The sequence below is a fragment of the uncultured Eudoraea sp. genome, from assembly GCF_947258525.1.
Classification (GTDB): Bacteria; Bacteroidota; Bacteroidia; order Flavobacteriales; family Flavobacteriaceae; genus Eudoraea.
On the sequence record NZ_CAMYIP010000015.1, the window covers coordinates 14176 to 31208 of the forward strand.

The 17033-nt window shown below is 36.7% G+C and carries 19 protein-coding genes; 17 read left to right on the forward strand and 2 right to left on the reverse strand.

Features of this window, described 5'->3' with window-relative positions; translation table 11 throughout:
* Positions 1–103 precede the first annotated feature (103 nt).
* The 17 genes from Q0X89_RS00955 to Q0X89_RS01035 all read left to right on the forward strand — a co-directional run bounded on the left by Q0X89_RS00955 (position 104) and on the right by Q0X89_RS01035 (position 15446).
* Positions 104–2665, forward strand: coding sequence for a hypothetical protein (locus tag Q0X89_RS00955; protein WP_297690737.1), 2562 nt, complete (start codon positions 104–106; stop codon positions 2663–2665).
* 5 nt (positions 2666–2670) lie between these two features.
* A complete protein-coding gene (locus Q0X89_RS00960) occupies positions 2671–3162 on the forward strand; it encodes a polymer-forming cytoskeletal protein (RefSeq protein WP_297690738.1) in 492 nt (163 codons plus the stop codon).
* A 169-nt stretch (positions 3163–3331) separates the two neighbouring features.
* Positions 3332–3547: an AtpZ/AtpI family protein gene (locus Q0X89_RS00965; protein ID WP_297690739.1), complete on the forward strand. Its 216-nt coding sequence runs from the start codon at positions 3332–3334 to the stop codon at positions 3545–3547.
* A 1-nt stretch (position 3548) separates the two neighbouring features.
* Positions 3549–3935, forward strand: coding sequence for a hypothetical protein (locus Q0X89_RS00970; RefSeq protein ID WP_297690740.1), 387 nt, complete (start codon positions 3549–3551; stop codon positions 3933–3935).
* Between the two features lie 116 nt (positions 3936–4051).
* Positions 4052–5164 (forward strand): F0F1 ATP synthase subunit A, encoded by a 1113-nt coding sequence (gene atpB / locus Q0X89_RS00975; protein WP_297690741.1) that lies wholly within the window; start codon positions 4052–4054, stop codon positions 5162–5164.
* A 31-nt stretch (positions 5165–5195) separates the two neighbouring features.
* The gene (gene atpE / locus Q0X89_RS00980; protein WP_019670925.1) at positions 5196–5396 is read left to right on the forward strand and encodes an ATP synthase F0 subunit C; all 201 of its coding nucleotides are present in this window, start codon (positions 5196–5198) and stop codon (positions 5394–5396) included.
* An 11-nt stretch (positions 5397–5407) separates the two neighbouring features.
* Positions 5408–5908, forward strand: a complete 501-nt coding sequence (locus tag Q0X89_RS00985; RefSeq protein WP_297690742.1) for a F0F1 ATP synthase subunit B — start codon at positions 5408–5410, stop codon at positions 5906–5908.
* Between the two features lie 4 nt (positions 5909–5912).
* The gene (atpH, locus tag Q0X89_RS00990; protein ID WP_297690743.1) at positions 5913–6452 is read left to right on the forward strand and encodes an ATP synthase F1 subunit delta; all 540 of its coding nucleotides are present in this window, start codon (positions 5913–5915) and stop codon (positions 6450–6452) included.
* Positions 6453–6511: 59 nt separating this feature from the next.
* Positions 6512–8092, forward strand: coding sequence for a F0F1 ATP synthase subunit alpha (atpA, locus tag Q0X89_RS00995; RefSeq protein ID WP_297690744.1), 1581 nt, complete (start codon positions 6512–6514; stop codon positions 8090–8092).
* Between the two features lie 23 nt (positions 8093–8115).
* Entirely contained in the window at positions 8116–8976 is an 861-nt protein-coding gene (gene atpG / locus Q0X89_RS01000; RefSeq protein WP_297690745.1) for an ATP synthase F1 subunit gamma, read from the forward strand.
* Positions 8977–9120: 144 nt separating this feature from the next.
* The gene (locus Q0X89_RS01005) at positions 9121–9636 is read left to right on the forward strand and encodes a hypothetical protein (protein ID WP_297690746.1); all 516 of its coding nucleotides are present in this window, start codon (positions 9121–9123) and stop codon (positions 9634–9636) included.
* A 65-nt stretch (positions 9637–9701) separates the two neighbouring features.
* Positions 9702–11186: an oligosaccharide flippase family protein gene (locus Q0X89_RS01010; RefSeq protein WP_297690747.1), complete on the forward strand. Its 1485-nt coding sequence runs from the start codon at positions 9702–9704 to the stop codon at positions 11184–11186.
* A 1-nt stretch (position 11187) separates the two neighbouring features.
* On the forward strand, positions 11188–11622 hold the full coding sequence (dut, locus tag Q0X89_RS01015) for a dUTP diphosphatase (RefSeq protein WP_297690748.1): 435 nt from the start codon (positions 11188–11190) through the stop codon (positions 11620–11622).
* 71 nt (positions 11623–11693) lie between these two features.
* Positions 11694–12578 carry a hypothetical protein gene (locus Q0X89_RS01020; RefSeq protein WP_297690749.1) on the forward strand — a complete coding sequence of 295 codons (885 nt, stop codon included), beginning with the start codon at positions 11694–11696 and terminating at the stop codon, positions 12576–12578.
* A 4-nt stretch (positions 12579–12582) separates the two neighbouring features.
* Positions 12583–13368, forward strand: coding sequence for a DUF4292 domain-containing protein (locus Q0X89_RS01025; protein WP_297690750.1), 786 nt, complete (start codon positions 12583–12585; stop codon positions 13366–13368).
* 1 nt (position 13369) lies between these two features.
* Positions 13370–14599, forward strand: coding sequence for a peptidoglycan DD-metalloendopeptidase family protein (locus Q0X89_RS01030; protein WP_297690751.1), 1230 nt, complete (start codon positions 13370–13372; stop codon positions 14597–14599).
* A 10-nt stretch (positions 14600–14609) separates the two neighbouring features.
* Positions 14610–15446 carry an aldo/keto reductase gene (locus Q0X89_RS01035; protein ID WP_297690752.1) on the forward strand — a complete coding sequence of 279 codons (837 nt, stop codon included), beginning with the start codon at positions 14610–14612 and terminating at the stop codon, positions 15444–15446.
* A gap of 20 nt (positions 15447–15466) precedes the next feature.
* On the opposite strand, the gene Q0X89_RS01040 is transcribed toward Q0X89_RS01035, so the two are convergent.
* Both Q0X89_RS01040 and Q0X89_RS01045 read right to left on the reverse strand, forming a co-directional pair.
* Positions 15467–15982 (reverse strand): acyl-CoA thioesterase, encoded by a 516-nt coding sequence (locus Q0X89_RS01040; RefSeq protein WP_297690753.1) that lies wholly within the window; start codon positions 15980–15982, stop codon positions 15467–15469.
* Between the two features lie 53 nt (positions 15983–16035).
* Positions 16036–16980: an SPOR domain-containing protein gene (locus Q0X89_RS01045; protein WP_297690754.1), complete on the reverse strand. Its 945-nt coding sequence runs from the start codon at positions 16978–16980 to the stop codon at positions 16036–16038.
* Between the last annotated feature and the right edge of the window lie 53 nt (positions 16981–17033).

Here is a 17033-nt window from a genome sequence, read left to right on the forward strand (position 1 = left end):
CAAAATTTTAGACCCGGATCTGCATTTATCCCCCATTTTCAAGTGCTATGAGATAATAATCTTAGTGTTTTGCAGTTAAGTTTACATAAGAATACCAACAATTTTGAAGCTACGTATAAAATTTATTCTGGCTGGTGTTCTTGGGGGCATACTTTTTAACGCTTGTTCTACCAAGAAAGACACTTTTGTAAATCGCAATTGGCATGCGGTAAATACCAAGTACAATGTATTGTACAATGGTAATATTGCATTTGAGGAAGGGAGAGAGGCACTCAATATGTCATATCTGGATAATTATTGGGAAGTATTACCAGTTGAGAGGTTACAGGTTAAGGATGAAATAAAACTCGATTCTGAAAACAACAATCCAAATTTTGTTATCGCTGAGGAAAAAGCAACCAAGGCTATTCAAAAGCACAGTATGGACATAAAAGATGAAGAGCGCAATCCTCAGACAGATGAAGCCTTTATCCTTTTGGGCAAAGCGAGATACTTTGACCAGCGCTATATACCGGCTATTGAAGCATTTAATTATGTTTTAAGGAAATATACCCAAAGTGATAAGTTAAACGAAGCTACCATCTGGAGAGAAAAAACTAATATTAGGTTGAATAACGAGGAGCTGGCACTAAAAAATTTAAAGCGCCTTTTGAAATACGAACAACTTAGTGATCAGGAGTACGCAGACACTCATGCAATGATGGCACAGGCATATATAAATCTTAAAGCGCCCGACACAGCTATTCAACAACTAAAGATAGCTTCGGCTTATACAAAAAAGTTTCCTGAGAAAGGCAGGTATTATTTTATCATTGGCCAATTGTTTAATGAGTTGGGGTATAGAGATAGTGCAAATTATGCATTTGGAAAAATCATTGAGTTAAACAGAAAATCTCCAAGGGTGTACATGATAAATGCTCATTTACATCAAATTCAAAATACTGAAATAACGGAGGAAAATAAGGAAGAGATGCTGGAAGAACTGGTTGATCTCGAAGAGAATAGAGAGAACAGGCCATTTTTGGATAAGATATACAATCAGAAGGCGGAATATTATATGGCTACAGGGTCAGACAGTCTGGGAATTGTATATTATAATTATTCTTTGAGAGCAACACAAAATTCACCCCAGTTGAATGCTGTCAACTATGAAAATCTGGCAGAATATAATTTTGATGAGAATGAATATAAAACAGCCGGGAGTTATTATGACAGCGTGTTAACAAACTTGCCAGAGAATACCAAGAAATTCAGAACTATTAAAAAGAAATTAGATAATCTGGAAGATGTTATTAAATACGAAAATGTTGTTCAATATGCAGATAGTGTAATAACGCTATTTAACCTTCCAAAAATTGAACAACTGGCATTTTTTGAAGATTATATTGCCCAATTGAAGTTAGCCGAGGAAGAAGAAGCACAAAAAAAGGAAAATCGCGCTAATGCCGGCTTTGCTGCTTTTGCAGAGACTAAGGGAGGAAAACAAAACAAAGGCAAATTTTACTTTTACAATATCACAAGCCTTGGATATGGTAAAAACGACTTTAAAACCAGATGGGGAGAAAGGGTATTGGAGGATGACTGGCGTTGGAGTAATAAAAACACATCCAGGTTAGTAGAAGGTGCCGGAGCTGCTCTTATTGCTGATGGGGCTAATGGTTCAGAGGGAGAAATAACAGAAGAGCAGAAATATTCAGTAGAATATTATTTGGATCAGATACCAACAGATGTTTCAATTATTGACAGTCTTAAGACTGAAAGAAATTTTGCAAACTACCAGCTTGGACTAATTTATAAAGAGAAATTTAATGAGAATCTTTTGGCTGCAGGAAAATTGGAGAAAGTATTGGAATCAGATCCGGAGGAACGCCTGATACTTCCATCAATGTATAATTTGTACAAAATATACGAGGATTCCGGTAGTCCGCTCGCCGTTAATATGAAGCAAAATATTATCCAGAGCTATCCCGATTCAAGGTATGCCGAAATTTTGGTAAATCCACAAGCAGTTTTAACAGGCTCAGCAGATAGCCCTGACGCCAAGTATGCTCAACTCTATAAACTATATGAAAATCAGGAATATTTAAAAGTTATAACCGGCGCCGAAGCCAATATAAATTTGTATACCGGCGACCCTATCGTACCAAAATTTGAGATGTTAAAGGCTAATGCAATAGGAAGGTTGCAGGGATATAATGACTTCAAGGAAGCACTCAATTACGTAGCCTTAAACTACCCCAATAACCCGGAAGGCAAAAAGGCCCAACAAATAATTGCCGAACAATTGCCCAAACTGGAACCTAAGGATTTCTCCATGGAAATTGATTCAAAGGGAACGGCCAACTGGAAGGTTATATTTCCATTTAAAAGACAGCATGATGATAAGGCATTGGAACTAAAAACATTGTTGGAGAAATCCATTACAGATTTAAAGTATAACAACCTGGTTTCAAAGGATATTTATAATCTGGAGACGGAATTTATTGTTGTTCATGGATTCAGATCTAAGGACTATGCTTTGGGATATGTAGAACTACTAAATAAAAACAAGGATTACAGAATTGCTAAAGAGAATTTCGTAATTTTATCTTCCAACTATAAAATCATTCAAGTACATAAAAACTTAAAAGAATATTTAAATCAAGTGTTAACCCCAAAACCATAAACAAAATGTTTTCTGATAACAAAAAACCTAGAACTATGAACGAAATAGGCGGACAACCCAACAGAATTGAAAAGAACACCAAAATTAAAGGCGATATAATATCCGAAGCTGATTTTAGGATAGACGGTAAACTGGATGGAAATGTAAAAACTTCCGGAAAGGTAGTAATTGGCAAAGATGGCTATATTCATGGCAAAGTAGAATGTGTTAATGCCGATATTGAAGGAAGTTTTAACGGAGAGCTTCAAGTATCAAATTTATTAGCGTTAAAAGCATCTGCCGTTATCGAAGGTACTGTAACGGTTGCTAAACTGGCTGTTGAACCTGGTGCAACATTTAATGCGTCATGTACAATGAAAGGTAAAGCGGGGATAAGCTCAAATCAACCAATTAAGACGTCAACAGAAACTAGCTCCACGAATACTGGTTCAGGTAGTTATAAGTCTGGGGTTGCCAGTGGGTCTGGAAGTAAAAGTGAACCGGCTAAAGTTTCCTGATCGCATCGTTATTTAATTATCTGAATTAGTTCCAGCCTGAATGTATTGGGTTTAAACAGAACCCATTCTAACTTTTGGAATTCAGTAATTGCCCATAATCGTAAGAACCTAATAATTAGGTCAATTCCAATTTTGGTATTTTTATATTAGCGCAGAAATCTCAATAAAAATGTCCAAAGGGAAAAAACAAGCTAAATACTGGCTAAGTCTTACCGGAATAGCTGTTCAAATGGGGGTGATTATATACTTAGGAGCCAGATTAGGTCAATGGCTCGATATGAAATATCTGAACGATAAGAACACCTATACCATAATTCTTACTTTATTTGCTGTAGCCATTTCCATGTATTTGGTAATACAGCAAACCAAAAAATTAAACTCCTGATTTGAATAAAAAAATTATCATCTTCACGAGCCAATTGCTTGGTGCAATTTTGATTATTGGCCTGCTTCACACTGGGTTTTTATTCGCTCGCAACCTGGATTTCGATTTTACATTAGTACTCCTTGGTTATGTTATAAACTTGGCAATGGCTTTAGGAATATACTCCGTTCTACTCTATTTTTCGGAAAAGAAAAACAAGAATCTTGGGTTTTTATTTATGTTCGGAAGTACTTTAAAATTCGTAATCTACTTCCTGATTTTTGATCCAATTTTTATGTTGGATGGCAAACTCACCAAAGTCGAATTTTTTATATTTTTTGTACCGTATTTTACCTGTCTGCTCGTAGAGACCTTCGCACTAATAAAACTATTGCGGGAAATGGATTAGCAATAGAATCGGCATCACTGATTTTCAGGGGAAAATAAAACTCTAAATGCTTTTTTCTTTTTAAGAGAATAGCTTACATTTGCACGGATTTTTAGAGACCCATTTTTATAAGTGATATGCGAAATCCTCTTTTGGTAAATTTCTTACTGGTTTTCACAATTTTCTTCAGTGTAACAATTTTCGCGAATGAGTCGGAGATGAACAGCGATGAAACCAAAACCGACCTAAAAACAGAAATAGACGAATACATCCAACACCACTTAAAGGATTCTCATGACTTTTCACTGTTTTCTTATACAGACGATGATGAGGTTACGCATCATGTAGGATTTCCATTACCTGTTATTCTTTGGGATAATGGTTTAGTGGTTTTTTCCTCTTCCAAATTTCATCACGGTGAAGAGGTGGTTGCCTCAGGCAATAATCATTACAAATTATACCACGGTAAAATCTATAAAACCGATGCGTCCGGAACCATTAATTATGATCCTGACCACCATGCAACCAATATAAAACCTTTGGATTTTTCCATTACCAAAAGTGTAATGATGATACTAATCACGGGGTTTTTAATGTTCCTCTTATTCAGAGGCTTAGCAAAATCCTATTCTAGGAATGGAGGAATTGCAAAAGGAGTTGGACGATTTTTTGAACCGATAATAATATACATAAGAGACGATATTGCAATCGCTACAATAGGAGAAAAAAAGCATCAGAAATATATGCCTTTTCTGCTTACCATTTTCTTTTTTATATGGTTTCTGAATATGTTTGGATTAACACCACTAGGGGTCAATGTAACAGGTAATATTGCAATAACAACAGCACTGGCAATTCTGACTTTTTTGATTACCAACTTTACCGGAACCAAAACCTATTGGAAGCATTTATTTGATCCATTAGGGAGCTCAATGCCATGGTATGCAAAAATTCCCCTTTATGTAATTTTAATTCCTATTGAAGTATTAGGAATATTTATAAAACCATTTTCATTGTTGATCCGTCTGTATGCCAATATGCAGGCAGGACATATTGTGATTATGAGTTTAATTGGACTAATGTTCTTATTTAAAAATTGGATTGGAAGTTCTTTATCATTTGGACTTGCATTTGCCATTTCTTTAATAGAAATATTGGTAGCCGTATTACAGGCTTATATTTTTACAATGCTGTCCGCATTGTATTTTGGTTTTGCTTCTGAGGAGCACGAGCATGCAGAAGCACATTAATTTGAATGTTTAATTTTTAATTATATATACTATGACAATTCCAAGAATTGTAGGAGCAGGATTAATTGTAATCGGTGTAGGAGTGGGTATCGGTAGAATCGGTGGCCAGGCTATGGAAGCGATTGCACGTCAACCTGAAGCTTACGGAAAAATTCAAACAGCGATGCTTATTGTAGCGGCGCTTATTGAAGGTATTGGTTTTGCTGCACTTTTTGCAACTGCAGAAAACTAGAAAAATAACCAATGGTAGTAACGGTTGGTTACTACCATTGGTTTATATTCTTTTGGCAAACCTTATTGTTTTTGGCATTGGTTTTTTTATTGTGGAAATATGCATGGAAGCCTATCCTGAATGCAATAAATGACCGTGAAGAAGGAATTAAAGATGCATTGGCTGCTGCTGAAGAAGCCAAAAAGGAAATGCAGAATGTAACTGCAGATAATGAGAAATTATTAAAGGAAGCCCGGGCAGAACGCGAAAGTCTTTTAAAAGAAGCAAGGGAAATAAAGGAGAAAATTGTCACGGATGCTAAGGAGCTAGCTCAGGCTGAAGGCGATAAATTAATAAAGCAAGCGAAAGCCACTATTGAAAGTGAGAAAAAGGCAGCCGTAGCAGACATAAAGAATCAGGTAGCTGAACTCTCTGTTGAGATTGCTGAAAAAGTAATCAAAGAGCAGCTGTCCAATAAAGAAAAGCAGTTGAAATTGGTAGATGACATGCTGGGTGATATTAAACTGAATTAGATAAATGAACGAATCAAGAGCAGCCTTACGTTACGCTAAAGCGACTTTAAATCTTGCAATAGAGCAAAAAGCTACTGATGCTATTGAAAGTGATATGCGGTCAATTGTTCAAACTATTTCTGATAGCGATGAATTAAAGGAAATGATTGTAAGCCCTATTCTTGAAGGTTCATCAAAGAAGCAGGTCTTGCTAGCAGTTTTTAAGAATTTCAACAAGATCACCAAGGAACTCTTTGCATTACTTGTCTCTAAAAAAAGGATCGACCTGTTAACTGATGTGGCTGCGAAATATATAGCACTCAATGAGGATTTAAAAGGAGAAAAGCTGGCCATGGTTACTACAGCAGTTCCTTTAACCCCAGCTTTGGAGAAGAAGATACTTTCTCAAATTGAGAAAATAACTACGAATAAAGTCACTTTGGAAAATCAAATTGATGAAAGCATAATAGGTGGTTTTATATTAAGAATTGGGGATTTGCAATACAATGCCAGTATTTCCAATAAATTGAATAGTATAAAAAGAGAATTTACAAATAGTATTTAAATAGAAATTACGAATGTAAAAGGAGTGATTTCCTTTTAATCATCTTAGATCTGAAAAAAATGGCAGGAGTAAAAGCCGCAGAAGTATCTGCAATCTTAAAAAAACAATTATCTGGATTTGAAGCTAAAGCTTCATTAGATGAGATAGGAACCGTATTACAAGTAGGTGATGGGATAGCCAGGGTTTATGGCCTTTCTAATGCTGAATATGGTGAACTAGTTGAATTTGAAGGTGGTTTGGAAGGTATTGTTCTGAATCTTGAAGAAGATAATGTTGGAGTTGTATTGCTTGCACCATCAAGGGAAATTAAAGAAGGTGCTACTGTAAAACGCACGCAACGTATTGCTTCAATTATGGTAGGTGAAGGAATTATGGGACGGGTTGTAGACACACTTGGTAATCCAATAGATGGAAAGGGAGCCATTTCCGGAGACCTGTATGAAATGCCCTTAGAGCGTAAGGCTCCTGGAGTAATTTTCCGTCAACCGGTATATGAACCATTGCAGACTGGTGTTAAAGCTGTAGACGCTATGATACCTGTAGGAAGAGGTCAGCGCGAATTGGTTATTGGTGACCGTCAGACAGGTAAAACAACAGTTTGTATAGATACTATTATAAACCAGAAAGAGTTTTATGATGCAGGAGAACCTGTCTATTGCATATATGTAGCCATTGGGCAAAAAGCCTCTACGGTTGCTGCAATTGCAAAAACATTGGAAGATAAGGGCGCGTTAGCTTATACAACAATTGTTGCAGCAAATGCTTCTGAACCTGCACCAATGCAGGTTTATGCACCTTTTGCAGGTGCAGCTATCGGCGAATATTTTAGAGATACAGGTCGTCCGGCATTAATTATTTATGATGATCTTTCTAAACAGGCGGTGGCATATCGTGAAGTATCACTTTTATTAAGAAGACCTCCTGGACGTGAAGCTTATCCGGGGGATGTTTTCTATTTGCATTCAAGGTTATTGGAGCGCGCAGCCAAAGTCATAGATGATGATTCTATTGCACAGAACATGAATGATTTACCAGACGTTTTAAAACCTATGGTTAAGGGTGGCGGATCATTAACTGCCTTACCAATTATTGAAACCCAGGCAGGTGATGTATCTGCTTATATCCCTACCAACGTTATTTCCATTACGGACGGGCAAATATTTCTTGAACAGGATTTATTTAATCAGGGTGTACGCCCGGCGATTAATGTGGGGATATCAGTGTCTCGTGTTGGAGGTAATGCTCAGATTAAGTCAATGAAGAAAGTAGCGGGAACGTTAAAACTAGATCAGGCGCAATTCCGGGAATTAGAGGCATTTTCTAAATTTGGATCTGACCTGGATGCTGCTACTTTGAATGTAATTGAAAAGGGTAGGCGCAATGTGGAAATTTTAAAGCAGGCGCAGGCAGACCCATTTACAGTTGAAGATCAGATAGCTATTATTTATGCAGGATCTAAAAATTTATTAAGAGATGTCCCGGTAGATAAGGTAAAGGAATTTGAAAAGGACTTTTTGGAATTTTTAAATGCTAAGCACAGAGACGTACTAGACACCTTGAAAGCAGGGAAATTAACGGAAGAGGTCATGGATACCTTAACTTCTGTATGTCAAGATCTTGCTGGGAAATATCAAGGCTAATCCCTGAATTCACAATTTAAAAAATGGCAAATTTAAAGGAAATACGAAATAGAATAGTATCGGTATCCTCTACCATGCAGATTACAAGTGCCATGAAAATGGTATCTGCTGCCAAGCTAAAAAAAGCCCAGGATGCTATTACTGCAATGCGTCCTTATGCCAATAAACTTTCAGAATTGTTGCAAAATTTCAGTGGAAGTATAGATGGTGAAACAGGGAGTAAATATACAGACAACCGGGAAGTCAAAAACGTCCTGATTGTAGCCATTACTTCTAATAGGGGACTATGCGGGGCATTTAATTCCAATATAATTAAGCACTGCCTTTCAATGCAGAAAGACCATTACGATGGAAAGCAAGTAGATTTTATATCAATAGGAAAGAAAGCACAGGACCTTATTGGGAAAAAACATAATGTTATTTCTGACCACAGCCAAATCTATGATGCACTGAGTTTTAATAATGCAGCAGATATAGCGGAAGAATTAATGCAATTATATACTGATGGTTCCTATGACAAAATTGAATTGGTATATAATAAATTCAAAAATGCAGCTACGCAAATAGTAACTACAGAACAATTTCTGCCAATTGTGCCTATGGAGCAGAGTTCAAATACAACTGCCGACTATATATTTGAACCCGAAAAAGCAGCAATTGTTGAACAACTTATTCCTAAGTCGTTAAAAACGCAATTATTTAAGGCAATAAGGGACTCATTTGCAAGTGAGCATGGTGCCAGGATGACTGCTATGCATAAGGCTACTGATAATGCCACTGAATTGAGAGATCAGCTAAAACTAACATATAATCAGGCTCGCCAGGCAGCGATTACCAATGAAATTCTTGAAATAGTTGGTGGAGCTGAGGCTTTAAATAATTAAATTATACCAGAAGACAGGTATTGCAACAAAGTCCCGCTTTAGGCGGGATTTTTTATTTTGTAAAAATTTCATTTTGGCGTAGCTGACTTGTTTGGCACCGAATTTGGTTTTATATCTTTACGAAAGCATAAATAGAAGAGAATTATGAAAAATGCATCAATACTAATAGTTACTATTTTTAGTCTTTTCGGATGCTCCTCCCAAAAGAAATTTACAACAGCACCACCTTTCAGCATATATAATCCATCATATCAACAATATGCAGGAGGCAGGGAAGAAAGCGGTACAGGTTTTATTTTACAATTCCCTGTTGATCTGGAGGCTGGTAATGAAATTGAATTTGTCGAAGTCTTTTTCAGGGGGCATGTATTGAAAGCGGAACTGGAAGAACAAGGAGAAAACCTTCGCATTATCTGCAATCACAGGGATTCTGATGAGGATAAAAAACCAGATATTATAATGCATGCAGATCCTAAAATGGAAGTAGGAAATCAACCTCCGGGATCCATAAGTAAAAAAAATAAAGATTTTCCATTTGAATTGAAAAAGGATGAAGCGGTAATTAGTTATAAAAATATCACTGCAGATCCTCAAGAAAGCAAAATAACCTATTTCAAAATCACAGGGATAAAGACAAAACCTTCGCTAATATACAAGTGAACATAAAATAACAGACTTTGTTCCATGGGTTTAAATACCTAATTTTAAGCCCAAATCTTTAGCCTTTGAGTTTATTTAAAAAACTTTTTAAGCAAACATTCATTTATGGTTTAGCTACTGTTTTACCCCGTATGCTGTCCTTTATTTTGGTCCCTATTTACACAAAGGTTATGCCACCGGGATCATATGGAGAGGTTACATTGATTTTTTCCTGGTTTGCAATCTTTAACGTAATTCTGGCTTATGGCATGGAAACTGGTTTTTTCAGGTTCTTCAACGGGGAAGATGACAAAAACAAAGTAGTTACGACCTCATTAATTTCTTTAGCGGTTAGCACCGTCTTGTTTACGCTCTTTGCACTGCTGTTTCAATATCAACTGACTGAATTGTTAAATATTGAACACCGTTATATTAAGTATGTAATTTTTATTCTTGCCTTAGATGCACTTGCAATTATTCCTTTTGCGTGGTTGCGTGCAAATGAAAGGCCCATACGCTACGCCATGGTTAAAACGGTGAATGTTGCTGTAAATTTAGGGTTGAATATATTTTTCCTGCTTTTACTGCCCGGCCTTGCAGACGCGAATCCGGAAAGTTTGTTAAACGCCATATATATTGCAGATTTTGAAATATCCTATATTTTCATATCAAATTTGATCGCCAGTGGCCTTACTCTTATAATGATGGGCGGTTTGTATCTAAAAAGAACCTATTCTTTTGACAAGGCTTTATGGCTTAAGATGATAAAGTATGGTCTGCCGGTAATGATTGCTGGAATAGCTTTTACAATAAATGAAGTCTTTGATAGAATATTACTTGCCGAATTATTGCCACAAGATATTGCTAAAAGTGAAATGGGTAAGTATTCTGCATGTTACAAACTGGCACTTTTCATGACACTTTTTGCCACTGCCTTTCGCCTTGGGATAGAACCTTTTTTCTTTAGTCACTCCTCTTCGAAATATCCGCAACGTGCTTATGCCCAGATTACCAATTATTTTGTTGTATTGGGAAGCGTTATTTTATTGGCAGTTGTAGTATTTGCAGATGTCTTAAAAGTCATTTTTATTAGAGACGAGGCATATTGGGAGGCTATGCCAATAGTGCCGGTGATAGTTTTAGCGAGCTTTTGCCTCGGAATTTACCACAACCTTTCAGTTTGGTACAAAGTTACTGACAGGACGAGGTTCGGGGCCTATATTTCTATAGTAGGGGCGTTAATTACAATCGGAATAAACTATTTCTTTATTCCCGAATGGGGATATTATGCTTCTGCATATGCTACTCTGGCGGCTTATGGAAGCATGATGCTCATCTCTTATTTTTTTGGCAGAAAATATTACCCTATTCCTTATAACTTTAGGAAAATAACTTTTTATCTGGGATTGTCCATCCTGTTAGCCATCCTTTCTTTTTATGTTTTTAACAGAAATTTGATAATTGGCAGTGCTTTGCTTTTAGTATTTTTAATCATTCTCTATAAAATGGAAAGCGAAACGCTTAAAAGAATATTTTTAGCAGGGGTTAAAGGCCAAAATAATAGCACATAATATGAAAGTAAAAATCATCAATAAATCAGATCACTCAATACCGGAATATGAAACCCCGGCTTCTGCGGGGATGGATCTTCGGGCTAATATATCCGAATCAATTACATTACATCCATTGGAAAGAGCAGTGGTTAAAACAGGGCTATTTGTGGAAATTCCTGTCGGGTATGAAGCACAGGTAAGACCCCGAAGCGGTTTAGCGGCTAAGAAAGGAATTACAGTGCTCAATGCCCCTGGTACTGTGGATGCAGATTACAGGGGAGAAATTGGCGTGATTCTTGTTAATTTATCCAATGAAGAATTTACCATCGTCAACGGTGAGCGCATTGCACAATTAGTTATCTCCGCACATGAAAGAGCGGAATGGATTGAATCGGAAAGCTTAACTGAAACTGCCAGAGGAGAAGGTGGTTTTGGGAGTACCGGAACAAAATAGGAATAATCTTGTGGTTAGGATTTAAGTAGTCTGATTATATGAACTTTAGGCTTAAATATATTATTTATTTTTTGGGAATATTTATTTTCTCACAACTGAACTATGCCCAGGAGGAAGAAAGCGCCGAAGTATATTTAGAGGATTATACAGACGAATTTCAAGAAGCGTTTTTTGAAGCATTGAAGCAAAAGGGGATAGAAAATTACGATAAAGCTATTAACCTCTTTCTTGAATGTAAAAGGTTGGACAGTACAAGCAATGTGGTTGACTTTGAACTAGCTAATTCTTATTTAGCAAATAAGCAACCCATACTAGCGCAACAATACGGCATAGAGGCTTTAAATGCCAGACCAGAGAACTATTGGTATTTAAATGTTTTAGTGGAGATAATGGACAAACAAGGGAGATCTATTGAGACAATCAAAGATGAACTTGCGCTTGATAATGATAAACTGACAGAAAACCTTGCTGTTATTTACTTTCAAAAAAAGAAATTTCAGGAGTCTTTAAATATTCTAAAAGGAATGAAAGACTCTTCGTTTAAAAAATCACTTGCACAGAAGATCAAAGATTCTATAGATAATGCGAACAGAGTTGATCATATAAAACAAGCGCCATTAGAGCAAAATACGGATCTGACCCCACTTTTGAGATATAAGAAAGAAATTGGCGAATTAATAAGCAATGAGGATTATCCTTCTTTAGTTATTAAATCAGAGGAAGCACTGGAAGAGTTTCCGTCTCAACCCTATTTTTATTTTGCTAAGGGGATGGGCCTCAATAGAAGTGGAAAACAGAAAGAAGCAATAAGGGAATTGGAAACTGCACTCGATTTTCTTATAGAAGATAACGAATTGGGAAATAGTATATATAAAGAGTTGGCCAATGCATATACATTTTTAGGGAACTCATCAAAGGCAAATATGTATCTTAGTAAAATCAAATCTGGCTCCTGATCTAATGAAATGCAATACCTATAGATGGAATAGATGGATCATTATTGCCTTATTGGCAATGCTTTCCTTCTCTTGCAAAACAAGTAAGGTCGTTGCAACAGGCAAAGTAGATGAAAGACTTACCACTAAGGCAATAATCAAAAATCATTATAAAAATCAATTAGAATTCAGAACTATAAGCGGTAGGATGAAAGTGGCATATAATGATGGGGGAGCTGTTCAAAGTTTTAATGTAAGCCTGAGAGTTGAGAAGGATAAGGCAATTTGGATGAGTGCTCCATTAGGCGTTGTAAAGGCATTAATTACCCCTAAAAGGGTTACTTTTTATAATAAACTTCAGAATGAGTATTTTGACGGAGACTTTGCTTATTTGAGCAAGCTATTGGGAACTGAATTAGATTTCAACAAAATACAGAATCTAATACTGGGGGAAGCATTATTTGATTTGCGGGAACAGAAATATATTTCCCTTGCCACAGACGAATACTATGAACTGAAGCCTAAGAATATGGGGGACCTGTTCAAAATGCTATTCTTAATTGAACCAAAGAATTTTAAAATTGCTACCCAGCAATTATCTCAGCCATGGAAAGGCAGACTTTTAGAGATTTATTATAAATCGTACCAGGAAAAAAATAGCCAAATCCTACCGGAAGAAATTCAGATTATAGCAATTGATACTGATCAAACTACCAATATTGACATACAATTCAGGAATATTGAGTTTAATAGAACATTGAATTTTCCCTATAGAATACCAAAAGGATTCGAAGAAATAGTTTTGAAGTAAAATGAGAATTGCAAGGCAATATTCTGCATATATACTATTTATTATTTTAGCCGTACTGGGTTCAAATGCATATGGGCAAACCAACGAACAAAAGGCATTAGAAACCAGGAGAGAGCAGCTGCTAAAAGATATAGAGAACATAAACAGGCTGTTATTTGCTGAAAAAAAACAAAAAGGAACGGTTCTCGATCAAATGGAAGTACTGGATCAGAAGATTAATGTCAGACAGCAATTGATCCGTATTACAAATCAACAAGCTAACCTTCTCAGCAGGCAAATAAATGCAAATATTCGAAATATATCTAAGCTTCGGGAAGATTTGGAGGCTTTGAAAGAAGAATATGCCAAAATGATCCAAAAATCATATCAGAATAGGTCCCAACAAAGCAGGCTGATGTTTCTCTTATCTTCAGAAAACTTTTATCAGGCATTTAAAAGATTACAATACCTGAAACAATATACTGAGTTTAGAAAAAAACAGGGAGAGGATATTGTCAGGAAAACAGAGGAACTTACTCAATTAAATAATGACTTAACAAACCAAAGAAAGGAAAAGGAGGTTTTGCTAGCCGAGAATTTAAAGGCTAAAGGTGAATTGCTAGTTGAGATAACAGCTCAAAAAGAACTCTTAAAGTCTATAAGGCAAAATGAAAGTAAATATGCTTCTGCAATTAAGAAGAAAAAGCAGGAAGCACGTCAAATAGAAAAACAAATTGAACGGCTAATCCGAAGTGCCATTGCAGCTTCTAATAAAAAGGCCGGGAAAAAGGGATCATCAAATAAGTTTGTTTTAACACCGGAAGCGACATTGGTTGCAAATAACTTTTCTGCAAACAAGGGAAAACTTATCTGGCCTGTTGAAAAAGGAATAAAGCAACAGGGCTTTGGTGTCTACAAAGATGCAGTATACCCCGGGATTAAACATCAGAGCAATGGGGTGATTATTGCTACAGATGAAGGGGCTACTGCACGTGCTGTTTTTGAAGGGGAAGTTATTGCTATTCTGGCAGTACCAGGAGGCAATAAAGGTGTTCAGATTAAACATGGGAACTTCATAAGCACGTATTACAACCTTTCCAATTTGTATGTAAAAAAGGGAGATAAAGTAAGTTTAAAAGAAGAATTAGGAGAAATATATACTAATCGGTATAATGGTCTGACGCAGTTGAAATTTTATCTCTACAAGGATGCTACAAGATTAAATCCTGAAGAATGGATTTACCGGCTTTAATAGTAACAATATGAGTTCAATAACAGACATTAAGGGCACATTTACATTGCACAATGGCGTTAAAATGCCCTATTTTGGTTTAGGTGTTTACCTTTCTGAAGATGGAAGAGAAGTAATAAATGCGATAAAATGGTCATTAGAGGCAGGATATCGTCATATAGATACCGCCTCTATTTATAACAATGAAAAAGGTGTAGGGGCCGGTATTAAGGAAAGTGATGTGCCTAGGGAGGATATTTTTATTGTGAGTAAAGTATGGAACTCCGACCAGGGTTATGATAGCACCCTGAAGGCTTTTGACAAAAGCCTCAATAGACTGGATCTGGACTTTTTAGATCTTTACCTGGTACATTGGCCGGTTGAAGGAAAATATAAAGATACCTGGAAAGCTTTGGAATATCTTTACGAGCAAAAGCGGGTTAGAGCTATTGGGGTTAGTAATTTCATGAAACATCACCTGGAGGATTTGCTGGATACGGCAAAGACGGTACCTATGGTTAATCAGATGGAATTTCACCCATATTTGGTACAACAGAACCTGTTGGACTTTTGTGCATCAAAGAATATTCAGTATGAAGCCTGGTCTCCAATGATGCAAGGCAGGATTTTTGGAATTGATGTGTTTAAAGAACTTGCCGCAAATTACAATAAAACCGTTGCCCAAATAGTCTTGCGATGGAATTTGCAAAAAGGGGTTATAACCATTCCTAAATCATCAAAGCGTGAAAGAATTGTAGCAAATGCCAATATTTTCGATTTTGAATTAAGCCCTGATGATATGGTTAATTTGGATAGCTTAGACAGAAGGCAACGCTTTGGCCCGGATCCAAACAATTTTGATTTCTGAAACCAAGTGCCGGCGTCCAACTATTCTTTAATAAACAAGGCCCGTAGTTCAGTGGCCTCACTGGGCTTCATTTTACCTGCAAGTACTAAACTAAGCTGTTTTCTTCGCAATGCACCTTCAAAACGTTCAGATTCAAGCGCTGTCTCGGGGATTATGGGAGGAACTTCAGTTGGCTTACCGGTTTCGTCCACTGCAACAAATGTATAAATGGCTTCATTTGCTTTTGTGCTTTCCCCGCTAAATCTATCTTCCATCCAGACATCAATATATACTTCCATTGATGTTCTGAAGGTTCGGGATATTTTGGCCTCAACAGTAACTACACTTCCCAATGGTACGGAACGATTAAAAGCGACGTGGTTGACAGATGCTGTTACTGTAATACGGCGGCTGTGCCTTCTTGCAGCTATACTGGCAGCCCTGTCCATGCGGGCTAATAATTCACCACCAAAAAGATTATTTAGCGGATTAGTTTCGCTTGGCAAAACCATATCCGTCATTATAGTTCTTGAATCACTGGGTTTTCTTGGCTGCATCTTGATTTTTTTTCAAAGATACGCAGCAATTGTATTGAAGAAAAAGAAAGAAACTATTTTGTAGACAACATCCAGGCATCTTCAGATTCTGTCCGTTTCACTTGCCTTAGAAAAATTAAAGCTTCTTCAGGGTTTTCATAGCTTCCGTAAGTAACCTGGTGCAAACCATAACTATTAACACCAAGATACCTCGCATCATAGCCCTTTTTTCTTAGATAAATCACCTTTTTATCAGCATTTTGCCTTATTCTGAATGCTCCTGCGATTATATGGTGATTACCGGTGCTTTTTTTAGTTACATTGAGCTTGAGTTCAGGCAATTCAAGCGGTTTTGAGTTAAAGAATGTGGCTTCCTGAATATTTTTGGAAACAAGGCTTTGCGCTTCCTCGAGAACAACTTGCTTTTTGTTAAGCATCTCACCATAAAACCTATATCCTGTCATACCTGTCGCTAAGGCCAGTAATAGTATAGCGGCATACTTTAAATAGGGCCTGAAAGAACTTTTTCTTCGCTGTTCGGGTGTAATAATAAATGGAATCTTTTCTTCTAACTCCTCTACTTGCTCTTTAAGAGCTTCACGGGTAACCACAGGGGATACAAAGGATGAAAGCCCAAACGAAGAGGTAAGATAATTTATTTCGTTCGAAGGTTGGAATTGCAATTTACCTTCCCTGTTTAACCATAACTCACCTATGGATGATATTTTAAGCCTTTCTCCCGAATGCAATTGTTTTTTCCATGTTTTAGCTACATCCAGGGTGTACTTCAGCATATCCTCATATGACTTATTTTCGGCATTAGCCATATATGAAACTAATAAACCATCATTGGAGGATAATTGTTCATTAAACGATATTCGCTTTGATGGTGGGTAGAAGGTATTGGTAGACTTTATAATTGATGCAGATTTCATTTGAGTTAAAAATGCACCAAAATCCGGAACAACAACGCAGTTGTAACGATATAAAAGTTGTTGAATGTGGTTCTCAATTCCCATTTGCACAAAGATCAAAAAAAATTAAAGGGCTTCAAACTAGAGAAGAGAATTTT

Coding starts and splice junctions, on each gene's coding strand:
- Q0X89_RS00960 (WP_297690738.1), top strand. CDS start 2,671: ATGTTTTCTGATAACAAAAAACCTAGAACTATGAACGAAATAGGCGGA.
- Q0X89_RS00965 (WP_297690739.1), top strand. CDS start 3,332: ATGTCCAAAGGGAAAAAACAAGCTAAATACTGGCTAAGTCTTACCGGA.
- atpB (WP_297690741.1), top strand. CDS start 4,052: ATGCGAAATCCTCTTTTGGTAAATTTCTTACTGGTTTTCACAATTTTC.
- atpE (WP_019670925.1), top strand. CDS start 5,196: ATGACAATTCCAAGAATTGTAGGAGCAGGATTAATTGTAATCGGTGTA.
- Q0X89_RS00985 (WP_297690742.1), top strand. CDS start 5,408: ATGGTAGTAACGGTTGGTTACTACCATTGGTTTATATTCTTTTGGCAA.
- atpH (WP_297690743.1), top strand. CDS start 5,913: ATGAACGAATCAAGAGCAGCCTTACGTTACGCTAAAGCGACTTTAAAT.
- atpA (WP_297690744.1), top strand. CDS start 6,512: ATGGCAGGAGTAAAAGCCGCAGAAGTATCTGCAATCTTAAAAAAACAA.
- atpG (WP_297690745.1), top strand. CDS start 8,116: ATGGCAAATTTAAAGGAAATACGAAATAGAATAGTATCGGTATCCTCT.
- Q0X89_RS01005 (WP_297690746.1), top strand. CDS start 9,121: ATGAAAAATGCATCAATACTAATAGTTACTATTTTTAGTCTTTTCGGA.
- dut (WP_297690748.1), top strand. CDS start 11,188: ATGAAAGTAAAAATCATCAATAAATCAGATCACTCAATACCGGAATAT.
- Q0X89_RS01025 (WP_297690750.1), top strand. CDS start 12,583: ATGAAATGCAATACCTATAGATGGAATAGATGGATCATTATTGCCTTA.
- Q0X89_RS01030 (WP_297690751.1), top strand. CDS start 13,370: ATGAGAATTGCAAGGCAATATTCTGCATATATACTATTTATTATTTTA.
- Q0X89_RS01035 (WP_297690752.1), top strand. CDS start 14,610: ATGAGTTCAATAACAGACATTAAGGGCACATTTACATTGCACAATGGC.
- Q0X89_RS01040 (WP_297690753.1), bottom strand. CDS start 15,982: ATGCAGCCAAGAAAACCCAGTGATTCAAGAACTATAATGACGGATATG.
- Q0X89_RS01045 (WP_297690754.1), bottom strand. CDS start 16,980: ATGGGAATTGAGAACCACATTCAACAACTTTTATATCGTTACAACTGC.